Annotated in this window: 13 protein-coding genes; 6 read left to right on the top strand and 7 right to left on the bottom strand. The window is 39.3% G+C overall.

What is annotated here, in order from left to right; genetic code table 11:
- Positions 1-82 precede the first annotated feature (82 nt).
- From EQG61_RS10915 to EQG61_RS10900, 4 genes are all read left to right on the top strand, one after another.
- On the top strand, positions 83-1,915 hold the full coding sequence (locus EQG61_RS10915) for a LamG-like jellyroll fold domain-containing protein (protein ID WP_129461974.1): 1,833 nt from the start codon (positions 83-85) through the stop codon (positions 1,913-1,915).
- A 230-nt stretch (positions 1,916-2,145) separates the two neighbouring features.
- Entirely contained in the window at positions 2,146-3,303 is a 1,158-nt protein-coding gene (locus EQG61_RS10910) for a hypothetical protein (RefSeq protein WP_129461973.1), read from the top strand.
- A gap of 100 nt (positions 3,304-3,403) precedes the next feature.
- Entirely contained in the window at positions 3,404-5,872 is a 2,469-nt protein-coding gene (locus EQG61_RS10905) for a LamG-like jellyroll fold domain-containing protein (RefSeq protein ID WP_129461972.1), read from the top strand.
- A gap of 144 nt (positions 5,873-6,016) precedes the next feature.
- Positions 6,017-7,936 (top strand): LamG-like jellyroll fold domain-containing protein, encoded by a 1,920-nt coding sequence (locus EQG61_RS10900; protein WP_129461970.1) that lies wholly within the window; start codon positions 6,017-6,019, stop codon positions 7,934-7,936.
- Between the two features lie 273 nt (positions 7,937-8,209).
- Here the strand turns inward: EQG61_RS10900 and EQG61_RS10895 are convergent, their stop codons facing one another.
- The 6 genes from EQG61_RS10895 to EQG61_RS10870 all read right to left on the bottom strand — a co-directional run bounded on the left by EQG61_RS10895 (position 8,210) and on the right by EQG61_RS10870 (position 12,334).
- A complete protein-coding gene (locus EQG61_RS10895; protein ID WP_129461968.1) occupies positions 8,210-9,268 on the bottom strand; it encodes a 3-oxoacyl-ACP synthase III family protein in 1,059 nt (352 codons plus the stop codon).
- A gap of 124 nt (positions 9,269-9,392) precedes the next feature.
- Positions 9,393-9,776 (bottom strand): group III truncated hemoglobin, encoded by a 384-nt coding sequence (locus tag EQG61_RS10890; protein ID WP_129461966.1) that lies wholly within the window; start codon positions 9,774-9,776, stop codon positions 9,393-9,395.
- A gap of 45 nt (positions 9,777-9,821) precedes the next feature.
- Positions 9,822-10,886, bottom strand: a complete 1,065-nt coding sequence (gene arsB, locus EQG61_RS10885; RefSeq protein ID WP_129461964.1) for an ACR3 family arsenite efflux transporter — start codon at positions 10,884-10,886, stop codon at positions 9,822-9,824.
- Positions 10,886-11,512: a low molecular weight phosphatase family protein gene (locus tag EQG61_RS10880; protein ID WP_129461962.1), complete on the bottom strand. Its 627-nt coding sequence runs from the start codon at positions 11,510-11,512 to the stop codon at positions 10,886-10,888. The genes arsB and EQG61_RS10880 overlap by 1 nt, the downstream gene beginning before the upstream one ends.
- Positions 11,513-11,523: 11 nt before the next feature.
- On the bottom strand, positions 11,524-11,988 hold the full coding sequence (locus EQG61_RS10875) for a DUF6428 family protein (protein WP_129461960.1): 465 nt from the start codon (positions 11,986-11,988) through the stop codon (positions 11,524-11,526).
- A gap of 16 nt (positions 11,989-12,004) precedes the next feature.
- A complete protein-coding gene (locus EQG61_RS10870; protein WP_129461958.1) occupies positions 12,005-12,334 on the bottom strand; it encodes an ArsR/SmtB family transcription factor in 330 nt (109 codons plus the stop codon).
- 87 nt (positions 12,335-12,421) lie between these two features.
- On the opposite strand from EQG61_RS10870, the gene EQG61_RS10865 reads away from it, so the two are divergent.
- Together EQG61_RS10865 and EQG61_RS10860 are read left to right on the top strand one after the other, a co-directional pair.
- A complete protein-coding gene (locus tag EQG61_RS10865; protein ID WP_129461956.1) occupies positions 12,422-12,817 on the top strand; it encodes a DUF1801 domain-containing protein in 396 nt (131 codons plus the stop codon).
- A 16-nt stretch (positions 12,818-12,833) separates the two neighbouring features.
- On the top strand, positions 12,834-13,214 hold the full coding sequence (locus tag EQG61_RS10860; RefSeq protein WP_129461954.1) for a hypothetical protein: 381 nt from the start codon (positions 12,834-12,836) through the stop codon (positions 13,212-13,214).
- An 82-nt stretch (positions 13,215-13,296) separates the two neighbouring features.
- Here the strand turns inward: EQG61_RS10860 and gcvP are convergent, their stop codons facing one another.
- On the bottom strand, positions 13,297-16,140 hold the full coding sequence (gcvP, locus tag EQG61_RS10855) for an aminomethyl-transferring glycine dehydrogenase (RefSeq protein WP_129461952.1): 2,844 nt from the start codon (positions 16,138-16,140) through the stop codon (positions 13,297-13,299).
- Between the last annotated feature and the right edge of the window lie 114 nt (positions 16,141-16,254).

Raw genomic sequence — 16,254 nt, 5'->3', positions numbered from 1 at the left:
ACAAACTGAAAAAGGGACTTAATGAATTTAACAGTAAGTGACTTTAAAGGGCTGACTAGTTTTGCCTGAAAATATAAAAAGTATGAAACAACAATTACTTCTTTTAGTTGGATTTTTTGGACAATTTCTTTTTGCTCAAAATCCTATTTATCAATTTGCTTTCGATGGCACAATGAATAACACCGGTTCAGAAACGGTTTTTGGACCTTGGCAGTCAGCAGGAACAGGTGCCATTTCGTATGTAACCGATCGGGCAGGACAGCCCAATAAAGCAATCAACTTACCCAATACCATTAACTTTAGTGCAGTAGCCAATGCTATACCAGGTGGGAATGCTGCGAGAACGCTAAGTTTTTGGGTTAAATTTATAAACGATACCGATAACAAAACCTATCCAGTAGTGGGCTGGGGGACCAATACTACGGCAAATGCATTTGGCTTTTGGCGCAATGGTGTACAAAATTCGTATTACACTTGGGGAGCAGGAAATGATTATAATATTCCGCAAACGAATGCACAACAACAAGCGAATAACAATGGATGGGTTCATATTGCAATGACACATTCAGGTAGTACACTTACCATTTATTACAATGGTGTGGATGTAGGATCCTACAATCGAACGCTTTCAACTATTGGCTCGACCCTATATCTTAACCGATTGGTGAATTCAAGTAGTGGTAGTGGAGATGCGATTCACTTAGATGATTTACGTATTTATAATACAGCGTTAACTGCGGCTCAAATTCAGAATTTATACAATCCCGCTGCATCTGGTTCGGCACCCACACTCAGTAATGTCTCGTTGAGTTCGACCTCTTCTGATGCAGTAACTCTTTCGTATACCCTTAATCCTGGTGGTGCTTCAACACAAACCGATATTGTAGTCACTGCTTTTGGTCAAGGAATTGGCGCAGTTTACAATCCGCCAGCTGTAACCGGTTCGACAGCTCAACAGCAAACATTTACCATTAATGGTTTATCTCCGGGTACCTGTTACAGCTATTATTTACAAGCATCCAATAGTACTGGAACTTCAATGGCTACAACAACCCAAGTGTTTTGTACACGAGATACCAATCAAAACAAAACACCTGTATACCATTTTGAATTTAACGGAAATGGACAAGATAGCAATGATCCAAGTGTAGCTTTTACCAATCCAAATTCTGGTTACATCAATAATGACACAGCTATTCGACTAAACAATAATGTGCAATCTATTGTGCTTCCTTTTTTGCCACAAGCAAATCGTCCACGTACCGTTGCTATCCGTCTTCGTTTTGAATCGGGTGCTTTAGCGCAAGAAAACCAAGTGTTTAGTTATGGTTCAGCTTCACAAAGTCAATCGTTTGGGTACACCCAAAATTCTTCGAATCTTGCTACCTTTTACTATTGGGCAAATGATATTTCCTTTTCAAATCCATTAAATGTTGGAACATTTTATACATTAGTTTTTGTTTTTGATGGAACCGATTGTAAAGTATATCGTGATGGAGTTCAAATTGGTTTAAATACGGTAGTTCCTAATACAATTGGTACTACATTCCGAATAGGAAGAACCACCACTGGATTGGGCGGTTATTTCAACGGAAGTATAGACGATTTACGTATCTATAATGAAGCTTTAACCGCGACAGAAGTTACTCAGTTAACCAATTCATTAGATACTAACTCACTTCAATCTGCAATGTTAATTCGTTTGGTGCCTAATCCAGCTAAAAATACTGTTGTCCTAAATATGCCTTCAAATGAATTGGCATGGGTAGGTATTTATAATTTACAAGGTCAATTGGTGCTCCAACAATCCACAACTTCAATTGATGTTTCAGCACTTGAAACTGGAATTTATAGTGTGAAAGTAGTAAATGTATCTGGAGCTGAAGGTCAAGAGAAACTAGTGATACAAAAATAGGCTGTATAATATAGTCCATTTTCATAAGTTCAAAAAAGTTTAAAGCACAGTAATTGACTGTGCTTTTTTTGTTTTTCAATAGGGATTCCTAACAAGTGAATTGTTGATTATTTTGTCAGCGCATCCCTAGTTGTTTATCCATTAATGGAGTTAAAGTTACGCTTCATGGATTCATCCTACTTGCCTTTTTCAGGTACGTGTAGTTTTGTTTTAAATTCAAAAAAAACACGATGAAACATAAAGTTTTACTCATGGCAGCTTTGATAGGTTGTCTCTCATTCCAATCCAGCCAAGCACAAGGTTTTTTGGGTAAATTAAAAGATAAAGCAACGGGGAAATCCAATTCAAGTTCGGGAAATAAAGAGACAGAAAAAGACAGTCTAGCCCAAGATTTGGAAAAAATAACCATTAAGCAAGATCGTAACAATATTGGGGGAATCTATTATTTCCAAAAACCATTAATTCACGAAGGAAACGATAGTGGATTTGGACCTAAAAAAACAATGTTCAAAAAAGTACTCATTGAAGCCGATGCCGACAAAGGTTGGATTTGGATGCGCACCCGTAAATGGGAAGAGGGACTTTTTGGCAAATTGTTGTTCTCCATGGGTGATGAATCTTGGGTAAAAGATTTGGCCAAGGCGAATATCATTAGCGGACTCAACGGATCATCATCCCAGGAAAACATGCGTTACCATTACTTGGATTTAATGAAAATGAATTCTGGTGAAAAAGCAGCATGGCAGCCTTTTCAAATGGATCGAGTACAGCTTACTTGGTTAGAGCCGGGAGTTTTAGTGTTGCATACTTCGACAACCCTAGCGAAAAGCTTGAAAGCCTGTGAAGGGCCTTCGTTTATCAATACCGAATTTTATGGGGAACAGCAATTTAATTTAGTGTATAAAGCAGGTGCAGATATCAGTAAATGGACAACCGAAAAAATCAAGCAGCGCATTTTTGAACAAGCATTAAAACGTTGTGAGTTTTTCTTAGCCGATGCCTTAGCAAAAAATGTAATGCCTAATAAAGTTACGGGGAGCAAAGAAGAGCCTTCTAATGCGGCAATTTTGAAAGCGGCACAAGAACGTGCTACACACTATAAATATGCCGAAACCATTGATTATGTTTATCCCACCTCCGCTTGGGTGAATAGGTATGAAAATATTTGGAACGGGAATGTGGTGTTACGCACTTTGACCAACCGCAGAATGAATTTCGTAGTAGTATACAAAAAGGTGAACGGGAAATGCTATTATGAAGAAATGACTTTGGAACAACCCAATACCTATACTGCAGGAACTATTGATGAAAAGTTTACAGGAAATGGCGTTTTCGTAAGTGGAAATATGGGAATTCGTGCCGTGGATTGTTCGAAAGTAAAGAAGTAAAATTCAAAAATTACCGTTTATGAAGTGAGAAGCACCGTTCTTGGAATGACCCAAGGATAGTGCTTTTTTCATAGGTAAGTTTGCCCAAAATTTTGAAAATATGAAACGAATTTTACTATCTCTTTTACTATTGTCGTGCAGTATGTTGCTTGCACAGACACCATTGTATCAATTTAATTTTGATGGAAATGTCAACAACACAGGTACGGGTTCGGTGACCACTCCATTCAGTTCCAGCTCGACCTATGTGGCAGACCGCAATGGCGTGGCTAATGGCGCTTTAAATGGTCAAGCAACAGGTGGACTTTCCGCTGCGGTTTGTCCAAATTTACCTTTAGGAAATGCTGCACGAACTTTGGCATTTTGGGTGCGTTTTCCCGGAGCATCTAATCAACCGATCCAAACACGTGTAGTTGCATGGGGAAACAATGCAGCCGCTCAAGCTTTTGGAATTGACATGCCTACTGCTACCGCAATAAATTATTACACTTGGGGTACAGCTAACGATTATCAGTTTTCAGCATCGCCATCCACAACCCAATGGGTTCACATCGCTTTTACCTATGATGGTACAACCTTAAAACGTTATTTTAATGGGATTCTATTGTCTTCGCAAACTTTGGCAATTAATACAGTAGCGCCAGGAGGGGTGAATAAATTATGTCTAGGTCGTTATGCGGGAGACATCGCAGGTGGCTTTAGTTCTTTTTATATGGATGACTTAAGGGTCTATGGAACAGCCTTAAATAATTCTCAGATTGCAGTTTTGGCTGGTTATACTTTACCTAGTATTTCAAATTTAACAGCAACCGCGATTACTAATGGCACTGCTACAATTAGTTATGGAGTCAATTCCAATGCAGTAACAGGAGCAACTGTTGATAGCGCAATGCTTTTTGGTACTAGTCCGACCTCTTTAGCGACTTATTTGCCATCAAGTGCTACGGATAATCATAGTGCAACGACCATTAACAAGTCGTTTAATATGACAAGTTTGCAGCCCAATACTACCTATTATTACAAAGTTGAAGCAACAAATACAGTAGGTTCAACTGCAAGTCCTGTGCAAAGTTTTACCACACAAGGTAATCCTGGGACACCACCTACTGTGTCTAATTTATTTACTTCAAATGTGGGCATAACTTCATTTCGATTGAATTATGATGTTAATGCAAATGGATCCGCTACTTCAACTTTAGTTGAGTATGGAACAGGATTTATAACCAATCCAGATGGGTCGGTTACCGGTTGTAATGCTACAGGAACAGCAACCAATGCCTGTTTTGTAGATATTACAGGGCTTCCCCCAGGTGCAGATGTTTGGTACCGAGTTCGTGCTACCAGTGCAGGTGGTGTAGTAAATACCAATGCAGGTTTGGTAAGCTTACAAGATTCTTATGTGTTGAATAGTTATTTGCCCTCCAACGTGACTTCAACGTCTGGAACCATTGATGTGAATTTAAATGCAAATGGGTATTCTGGTGTAATGGAAGTTTACTATAATGCGGGGACAACCTTTGATTCAAATACAGCAGTGATGGGATATAGCGGACTTTTTCCAGCAACACAAAATGGAATTCTACCAGTAACATTGAGCGGTTTGACACCCAATACAACCTATTCGTTCCGTATTGGTGTTGCAGGTGATGGTGGCTCCATTTATCAAGAAGTTAACAGTAGTTTTACCACTCAATTTGCAGGTTCGGCACAGCCAATCTATCATTTTCCATTCAATGGTTCGATTAATAGTGTAGACAATTTGGTTTCATTACAAGATATAGGAGGATCGCCGGTTACCTATACTTCAAATGGTGTTACTGCTAATAATGCGGTTCTATTTAGTGCCAATGGTAACAGTGATTTACAAGCTACATTGCCGAATTTACCACAAGGAAATACTCCGCGTACGGTTTTAGTTCGCGCTCAAATTCCAGCAGCTTCTAATCCATCGACGCGTCATCAAATTTTCACTTGGGGGTCGGGACAGTCTTTACAAGCTTATGGATACATGGCCAGTTTGAGCAATACAGATAACTTAAATTATTTCTGGGGTTCTTCTGACTTAACCGTTGCTGCAAATATTGCAGGGGGAACGTGGTATAATTTTGCTTTTACCTATGATTGTGTGAATGCCAAAGCTTATGTTGATGGGAATTTAATAGCCACATCCCCAAGCTTGACATTAAACACACAAGGAACATTGTTTAAAATGGGTGAGGCAGCACTAGCTGGCGGAGGTAACTTTAGTCAAGCGATTATCGATGACTTAAAAATATTCAACGTTGCATTAACACCCTCTCAAATTCAATCGTTCAACAGTCAGTTAAGTCAAGCTGATTTTTCAACCAGCTTAGCGTTTACAATTGCGCCAAATCCTATACAAGATACATTTGAAATTCAAACGGAGGAAATCGTAGAATCGGTAGCAATTTTCACACTGCAAGGACAGTTAGTGAAAGAAGTTACTACAAAGCAAGTAGATATCTCAGACTTAAATACCGGTTTGTATTTGGTGCAAATTAGTACCAACTCTGGGGCAAAAGGCATCCAAAAAGTAAGTAAAAAGTAGTACATAGTTCATTTGATTAGGTTAAAAAGCGGAATTCCGAAAGGGTTCCGCTTTTGTTGTTTATGAAGTCAAAAGGCCCATTAATGAATTGACGGTTTGTGGGAATTGTGTTGTGACTGACTTTTGTATAAAATTTTTAAAAATATGATGAAAAAACTATTCCTACTAAGTCTTTCATTGGGGTCTATGGTGCTCCAAGCTCAAACTCCAATCTATCATTTTCCATTTGATAATTCTATTTCCACCGTTGATGCTTCCACAACCCTAAACAATGCAGGTACAACGGCGAGTTTTACTTCAGACCGAAATGGTACAGTTAATGGAGCAATTCAATTTTCCAACACTAATTATTTATGGAGTACTGGTTTAACCAATTTGCCCTCAGGAAGTAATCCTTTTTCGGTTTCATTTTGGGTAAAATATAATGCTGCAAGTACAAATACAATGCTCTACTATGGAACTAATTTGAACAATCAGGCCTTATCAATTCGTGAGAGCGTTCAAAATTCAACAACTGTGACCTCCAATTTTATCACCGGCTCTGGTGGGACCATTTTTCTAAGTCATACGGCTAATCATTATACTCTAGCTAACCAATGGTATCATTATGCAGTTTGTTATACACCTATAGTGGGTTCATCTGCCGGAAGTTTGAAGATTTATCGTGATGGAATACTAATTCGAAACGAACCTGCCGGAAATCGTAATATAACATTGAATGACTTTTCTATTGGTGCAATACCTGGTTCATCCAATGCACAAATGAATGGTGCCTTAGATGACTTGAAAATTTTCAATTCAGCGTTGACCGATGCGCAAGTAGCAGCACTTTATAATAGCGGTTCGCAGCCAGTTGTAACAGCACCCACGATAAATGCTGTATCAACATCAGCAATTACAGCTTTTTCAGCAGTGGTTAATTTTGGTATTTCTGCCAATGGAGCTAATGCCACTACGGTAATTCGTTATGGTACAGCTGCCAATGCGTTGACGCAAACCTACAATTGCCCTAGTACAACAAGTTCTTCGGTTTTCAATGAAACATTAACAGGATTGACCGCCTCTACAACGTATTTTTATCAGATTGAATCCTCCAACAGTGCAGGGACAACTACAACGCCAACAGTGTATTCTTTTACAACTACGGCAGATCCCAATGTGATTGCTAATGGTTTGATTGCTTATTACAGTTTTGATAATTTCAACAGTCATAATGGTTTGCATAATTTGACACCATCGGTTTCAGCTCCTATTTTGGATGCTGTGGGTGGTAAAGTTGGATTGGGAGCCCGCTTTGAATCTGCTTTTCAACAAGAATTAACCAATACAAGTAGTTTGAGTACGGCACTTGATGGAACAGAGTTTACCATTTGTTATTGGGTGAATTCCCAAGCCAATTCAACAGCGCTTAGTTTTCCAACCCATTTTGAGATGTTTGGGTCGGGTTTTATAAGACAGAATCAAAGTAATGGTTATGGAGCTGTAAATCATGGTTATGCTACTAGTGCTACGGTTTTTAGAACCGGCGGAAATGCTGTTTCAAATTTAAATGGAGCTTGGAAGCACATTGCGGTAGTGCATAAGTCAGGTGCAATAAATAATAAAGAGTTTTATGTTTATGTAAATGGTGTATTGCAAGCTGGATTTGCTCCAATTGCTAATGTGCCACAGCTATATAAATTCAATTCTAATTTTGTGATTGGCGGCGGGGGAATGGCCTCTAAATATTTTAAAGGGTATATTGACGAATTTTACATCTACAACCGCGCTTTAGAACAAACTGAAATAGTAGCTGTTCGTGATAATACTACTGCACCAATTTTAGGAATGGAAACAATTGAAAATGAATCTTTAATAACAATTTATCCCAATCCAGCTACGACTGTTCTTAATGTTGTGGGTACAGTAGTAGATAAAGTTGAGGTATTTAATTTACAAGGGCAAAAGGTGATGACAGGATTTACGGGGAGTTTTGTTGTAGAACATCTTCATTCTGGAGTGTATTTGGTTCGAATAACCAATACGGAAGGAATTGTAACCGTTCAACGATTTATTAAAAAGTAAGTAGTAGTTTCTAAATGTTGTGTTGAATGTGGGTTGCGAGGCCCACTTTTGACACAAATACTCACTCAATTGTGGTGTTCATGTACACAAAACCTGTGTTTATGAATTTTAACTATTTTAGAAAAAACAATTTCACTACCTTGAACTACCAAAACAAATAAACATGATTTCAAAATACAAATTAGAAATAACGCTTTTCATTCTCTATGCCGGTTTATTTACCGCAGGTTATTTTATTTTAAGTTAGAAAAAACGAGGATTTTGGTCCTCGTTTTACATTTTATATACAAAAGCATTAATATTCATTCCCGCCCCTACTGAGGCAAATAATACGACATCGCCCGGATGCAAAGCTTGATTTTCAATTTGACCTTTTACCAACAAATCATATAAAGTCGGTACAGTTGCTACACTACTATTGCCCAGTTTATGAATACTCATGGGCATAATGCCTTCGGGAGGCGTTTGTTTGTAAAGTTTGAAAAAACGATGAATAATCGCTTCATCCATTTTTTCATTGGCTTGATGAATCAACACTTTTTTCACTTGACTGATGTCTATGCCACTTTTTTCCAAACAAGCGGCCATCGCTTTGGGGACATTGCTCAGCGCAAACTCATAAATTTTGCGACCATACATTTTGATGTAGCGCACGTTAGGGTCATGGTCCTTATTAAAGGAATTTCCAAAATATAAGTAATAGGCTTCATCATGGGCGAATGTAGCCGACTCATGGGCCAAAATTCCACCCGGTGCATCCGTTGCTTCAATGATAGTAGCGCCAGCTCCATCGGAATAAATCATGGAATCACGGTCATGAATGTCAACGACCCGTGAAAGGGTTTCAGCGCCAATCACCAAACATTTTTTGGCCATTCCCGCTTTAATAAATGCATAGGCTTGAATGACACCTTCTACCCAACCCGGACAGCCAAAGAGAATGTCGTAGGCGACACATTTTGGGTTTTTGATTTTCAAATCATATTTGACACGGGTGGCCAAACTCGGTAAGATGTCTGATTGAATCGCTCCTTGTTTGACATTACCAAAATTGTGAGCGAAAATAATATAGTCTAATGTTTCTGGGTCAATACCCGAATCTTCTATCGCGCGTTGTGCCGCAATGGTTGCAATATCAGAAGTCAGTAAATTTTCAGTGGCGTAACGCCTTTCTTGGATTCCTGTAATTTCTAAAAATTTTTCAGCTACAACTTCATTGGAATACGGAAATGGCGAGCCATCTTCGTTCAAAAATTCATGTCGGGCAAAGTCAAGATTGGTGACAACTTCTGAGGGTATGTAACAGCCCGAACCGGTGATTTTAATCTGCATAATCCTATTGATTTACAACGAAGTTAGTGATAAATCTAAAAAGAGAAATTCTTGGGTGCGAGAATTCAATACGAATTATTGAATTTTCAATAGACTGCATTTAAAATTTAGAATTTCTAAATAATCATCCGTTCTTCTGTTTGATTTTAATTTGCATAATCGTGGATAAATTGTGGGCCATATTCTTCATACGTTCACAAGTGAAACCCTCAAAGTTCTCATCAATTGCTGTTTCGAAGTGTGACAACCAAATGTCAAAATGATCTTTAGTAAGTGCAGAAAGGGTGTCTACATCCAAATGGATTTGAGTAAGATTGTTGAAATAACCGCCTGTTCCCAAAAGCGATTGCGACCAAAATTTGACCAAAATCTGCAAATGCTCTTCCAGTTTTTCATGAACCGGAATCACATCGGTGAAAATATAACTGATGCGTTCGTCAGCAAAAAGTTTTTTATAAAATTCAGCGACTATGCGATAGATGTCATCTTGAGTTTGTATGTCTGTCATATTTTTTTATTGTAATTGAAAAATGTAAAGTTGTCTAATGTATTGCTAATTCATGCTCCATTGTTTACGAAACCAAAAAGCTAAATGAACTAGTGCAATCAATGCGGGGACTTCTACCAAAGGTCCGATAACACCCGCAAAAGCCTCTCCACTGTGTAATCCAAATACACCAATGGCAACCGCAATCGCCAATTCAAAATTGTTCCCCGTTGCCGTGAAAGCCACTGCAGTCGATTGGGCATAGTTGGCACCAAAGTTACGACCCAAGATAAAACTGAGCACAAACATGATGGCAAAATAGACTACCAAAGGCACTGCAATACGCACTACATCCCAAGGAATTTCAAGAATGAGTTGCCCTTTTAAACTAAACATCAATACAATTGTTGCTAACAAAGCAATTAAAGTAATGGGTGATATCAACGGAACAAACCGTTCTTGAAACCAAGTTTCCCCTTTTTGATGGATCAAAACATAGCGTGAAGTAATACCAAGTAAAAATGGAATTCCCAAATAAATACCCACACTTTCTGCGATGACACCTATAGATAAATTTATTTCTATTCCGGTTAATCCAAAATAGGGAGGTAAAACGCCCAAAAAGAGATAGGCATAGACACTGTAAAAAAGGACTTGAAAAATACTGTTCAAAGCAATGAGTCCGGCTCCATATTCGCGGTCTCCTTCGGCCAAATCATTCCAAACAACCACCATGGCAATGCATCGTGCTAAGCCGATTAAAATTAAGCCATTACGGTATTCTGGATAATCCGGCAGTAATAGCAACGCCAAAGCAAACATAAGGATAGGCCCTACAATCCAATTCAGAATTAAGGAAGCCGAAAGTACTTTGATGTTTCTAAAAACGGGTCTCATTTTGCTATAATTCACTTTTGCCAAGGGAGGATACATCATGAGAATCAAACCAATAGCCAATGGAATATTGGTCGTGCCATGGGATAAGTTTTCTATGTCTTCACTCACAGAGGGGTAAAAATGACCCAAACTCACCCCTAAAGCCATGGCTAGAAAAATCCAAAGCGTTAGGTAACGGTCTAAAAAGGACAGCCGTTTTCGGTTGACGACAGGGGTACAATCTTGAGCACTCATTATATTGTTGTTTGAATTTGACTCATTATATACATCATTTCAGTGGCAATATATCGGCTACTTTCAGCATACACTGCTGCTTGTTCCAGTGTTCCGTCGGCTTGTTTCGGATCGATGTATCGAAGTGGGAAACGGGCCTTAGCTCCAAGAACAATAGGACAGCCTTCATCGGCACTCGAACAGGTCATCAAAGCGATAAATCCAGCTTGGGGATTGAACGGATGCTCGTAACGTTTTGAAAATCCAATTATGGGGATGTTGTTTGGACCCGTTCGTAAGGCGTAAACTGGATTTTCATCTGTCGATAAGGTCTGACTCTGAATTCCGGCGGCTTGGATTGTTTCGAGAATTGCGGGATAAAGCGCAGTAGCCTCTGTCCCTCCTGAATACGCGGTGACCGGAATGCCATAATAATCGGCTGCAGCTTGTGCCCAAACCTGTGTAAGGTGGCTGCGTCGCGAGTTGTGGGTACAAATGCAATTCAAAACAAGAGATCGTCCAGCATTTAATTCCTCGCGTCCTAAAGCTATTATAGGTTCAAGCAATGACAAGCGTTCAGGTGTTATACTTTCAAAATCACTCCCTTCGAGGTAGTGGCGTAAGTCGGGAAAAAGTTCGTTTTTCATCAGTCGAAAAATTAACAACAACCTCCTCCAGGGGTGCAAGAAGCCGTTACTGAAGTTTCTCTCTTTTGAGGCATCTGATTTTCTGGTATACCACAATGGTCTTTTGCTAAACAATCCGTGAATTTGGGTTCGAAGCGAAAAACTCCATTCTCAAAGGTCAATCCATAGCGACTAATTGTCGTGCCTTGGTATTCAACTTCTACCTCCAAATCTTCTTCTTGATACAAGGGTTCGGCTTTTTTCAAAATCCCCAAAAGTTTCGTAGGAGTCAGTCGGTGATCCACATCTTCCGCGACCCAAACTTGCATGTTGATTGTTTTTTCTGTGCGAAAGGTTCCGCCACAATCGATAAAGCGTTTGGTTGTTAAACCCGCTTCGGTTATGTGAAAATGCTTTGGTACCCATTGTCCGTCAGGTAATTGAAGTTGGATGCTTGAGAGCGATTTTAATTGGTTTTGTAATTCAGAAAGTTTCATGAGTAGGTATTTTTAGTTAACAACATTGTTTTTTATCAAGAAATTGCGTTGCAAATTGATTGAAATAAGTCTGCAATTTTGCGATTCCTTTTTCATCAATACAATAACAAATCGAAGTGCCTTCTACTGTTCCTTTGATGAGTCCGGCGTTTTTCAATTCTTTCAAATGTTGTGAAATCGTTGGTTGGGATAAGGGTAATTCGTTGACGATTTCTCCACAAATACAAGAATTGACTTCGCACAAATATTCCATGATGGCAATCCTTGCCGGGTGAGCAAGGGCTTTAATTAGAATTGCCATTTCATTTTGAGTATCGGTAAAATGTTCAGTTTTGGTAACTCCCATTGTTCTTGATGTATAATTATATTGCAATATTACGATAAAAAGAAATATCACAACTATTTTCTTACCTTTATTTTTTTAAAAAAGGAAATGGTACACGATTCAATCATTGCTTACAACCAATTACAAGAGGAAGATTACTCCTTAATTTGTGAGCAGCTCAGTACGATTATTCAGTCCCAATTGTCGGGAGCTGAGTCAAAAATATGGCATGCGCATCCTGTTTGGTTTATTGAAGGGAATCCAATTGTTGGGTATAGTAAACAGAAACGCGGTATTCGTTTAATGTTTTGGAGTGGGCAAGATTTTGACGAACCGGATTTAACTATTTGTGGAGAAAAATTTAAAGATGCTTCGATTTTTTATACGGATGTTACCCAAATCGATACCGTTGCCCTCGCGCGTTGGTTGCAAAAGGCACAAATCATTCAGTGGGATTATAAAAATATTGTAAAACGCAAAGGAAAGTTAGAGCGGTTGAAATAAAAGATACCTATACGTTATGAAAATATTACACAATCAAAGTCAGTTAAAGCGGGCATTGTATATCGGAATCGCAAATGTAATCATCGGTTTTGGTTCATTATTTACAACCGCTAGTCAGTATTTGGTAGGGCTCGGCGGACTAGGATTGGTCTATATCGTTCAATATTTTTATACCAAAAATAGGGTGATGGTCGAACTCACACCGGATTTCATTGTCTACAACGGACTTTTTAAAAAGAAAACAATTCACGTGGATGAAATAACTGCTTATAAATATTTTGCCGGCGATCATACAGTCACTTCAAAAGATACAACTATTGTAATTGATACCAATTTAGTTGATAAAGCGACCCTAGATGAATTGAAAGGTTATTTTGATTCCTTGCAATTAAAGTAAACCCATAAAAAAACCGCTAATTAAAAGCGGTTTTTTTAATTTCTAAAGTTTTAAGACTAATCACTAATCACTAGTCACTCAATTACATATACGCCTCAATCGGTGCACATGAACAAACCAAATTACGGTCACCATACGCATCATCTACACGACGAACGCTAGGCCAGAATTTGTTTTCACTCAAATACTCCAACGGGAAAGCTGCTGCTTCACGCGAATACGGGAAGTTCCAATCGTTAGCCGTTAACATAGCTAAGGTGTGTGGAGCATTTTTCAAAACATTATTCGCATCTTCAGCGGTTGCCGTTTCAATTTCTTTGCGAATGGCAATCATGGCATCACAAAAACGATCCAATTCGGCTAAGTCTTCAGATTCTGTAGGTTCCACCATTAACGTTCCTGCAACAGGGAAGGAAACCGTTGGTGCGTGGAAACCATAGTCCATCAAACGTTTGGCGATATCGGTAACCTCAATGCCTTTTTGTTTGAACTCACGACAATCCAAAATCATCTCGTGAGCCGCACGTCCACATTCTCCTGAATACAATACAGGGTAGTGGTTTTCTAAACGCGCTTTCATATAATTGGCATTCAAAATCGCATATTTTGTAGCATTGGTCAAACCTTCTGAACCCATCATCATGATGTAACCATAGGAAATTAAGCAAACTAAAGCCGATCCGTAAGGGGCTGCCGAAATAGCGGTAATCGCTTGGTCACCACCCGTTGGGATAATCGGATTCGTTGGTAGGAACGGAACCAATTTTTCATTCACACAAATGGGGCCTACACCCGGTCCACCACCACCGTGAGGAATGGAGAAGGTTTTGTGTAAGTTCAAGTGGCACACATCCGCTCCAATGGTCGCTGGATTGGTTAGACCTACTTGAGCATTCATGTTGGCGCCATCCATATAGACTAAACCGCCATTTTCATGAATAATATTGGTGATTTCGATAATCGAACTCTCAAACACACCATGCGTAGAAGGATACGTCACCATCAAACACGACAAACGATCTTTGTATTCGATGGCACGTGCACGCAAATCTTCTACGTCGATATTTCCTTCAGGGGTTGTTTTGGTAACAATGATATCCATCCCAGCCATCGCTGCAGAAGCTGGATTCGTTCCGTGGGCAGAAGACGGAATCAAACACACTGTACGGTGATTGTCGCCTCTTGATAAATGGTAGGCGCGAATCGCCATCAATCCAGCATATTCTCCTTGAGCACCTGAGTTGGGTTGTAAAGTTGTGCCTGTAAATCCGGTCACAATATTCAATTGGTGTTCCAATTGTTTCAACATGATTTGATAACCTTCCGCTTGTTCAATTGGAGCAAACGGGTGAATGCTATTCCAATTAGGCATGGATAAAGGCAACATTTCTGCGGCAGCATTCAATTTCATCGTACATGAACCCAATGAAATCATCGAGTGATTCAAGGATAAGTCTTTGCGCTCTAATTTTTTGATATAACGCATTAACTGACTTTCCGAATGGTGACTATTGAAAACCTCATGTTGTAAAAACGCCGATTGACGCTCAAGTTGGGCTGGAACTTGCGATTGTGCACTCAATTCAGTAACAGTCACAGGTGCTTTGCCTAAAGCCGTTGCGAATACGTTTACGATTTGGTTCAAATGCGCAATAGAAGTCGTTTCGTTTAACGCAATCGAAATGGTTTCCCCATCAATATAATAGAAGTTGATTTCGTGTTGTTCTGCGATTGGGCGAATTTTTGCAGCATCCGCTTTCACCATGATGGTGTCAAAAAAGGCCGTATTGGTTTGATAAACACCTAGCTGATTCAATGCGTCGGTTAAGGTTACTGCAGAAGCATGCACTTTATTGGCGATGTATTGTAACCCTTTTGGGCCATGGTACACCGCATACATTCCGGCCATAACGGCCAACAATACCTGAGCAGTACAAATGTTGGATGTCGCTTTTTCGCGTTTAATATGTTGTTCGCGTGTTTGTAAAGCCATACGTAAAGCACGGTTCCCATTCGCGTCAATAGTTACCCCAATGATACGTCCGGGCATCGAACGTTTGTATTCTTCTTTCGTAGCAAAAAATCCAGCATGTGGTCCGCCATATCCCATAGGAATACCAAAACGTTGGGTAGTTCCTACTACAACATCCGCACCCATTTCTCCGGGAGGCGTTAATTTTGCTAATGATAAAATGTCAGCAGCTACAGCTACTTTGATGTCCATTGTTTTGGCATTGGCAATAAATCCTGTGTAATCATAAATCTGACCGTATTTGCCAGGGTATTGTACAATTGCACCAAAGAAATCAGCGGTCAATTCTATTGTTTCGTGATTACCCACAACTAATTCAACACCAATAGGAGTCGAACGTGTTTGTAAAACCGATAACGTTTGTGGTAGTATATCTTCTGAAACAAAGAATTTGTTGGCATTGTTTTTCTTTTGATCACGAGTTCGTACATCAAAGAGAAGTGCCATCGCTTCAGCAGCAGCTGTTCCTTCATCAAGAAGTGAGGCATTGGCAATTTCCATTCCCGTTAGTTCAATTACTGTAGTTTGGAAATTTAAAATCGCTTCCAAACGACCTTGTGCAATTTCAGCTTGATAGGGTGTGTACGCGGTATACCATCCTGGGTTTTCAAAAATATTACGTTGAATAACCGCAGGAATGACTGTAGGGTGGTAGCCCAAACCAATATAGGATTGGAATACTTTATTTTTTTTACCCAATTCAGTGATATGGGTTAGGTATTCATATTCAGACAAAGCAGCATCCAATTGTAACGGTTGTTTCAATCGAATATCATCTGGAATCGTTTCATAAATTAATTGATCCATGTCGGCCACCCCGATGGTTTGGTACATGTGCTGTAGGTCGGATTCGCGCGGCCCAATGTGACGTGATGCAAATAAATCTGTTCTCATTAAAGTTGGGTAAATTAGTCTGTTTTGTTGCGTTGTGTTGAATTTTTTTCAAATTCGAAATCGCAAACAAAAGTACTTATTAAACTTCTATTTTTATAACGCACATTTGCTAAT

Origin of the sequence: Flavobacterium stagni, from assembly GCF_004122105.1 — a bacterium.
Classification (GTDB): domain Bacteria; phylum Bacteroidota; class Bacteroidia; order Flavobacteriales; family Flavobacteriaceae; genus Flavobacterium; species Flavobacterium stagni.
The sequence above is the reverse complement of the archived record's forward strand: the minus strand, read 5'-3'. Positions and strand labels throughout refer to the sequence as shown.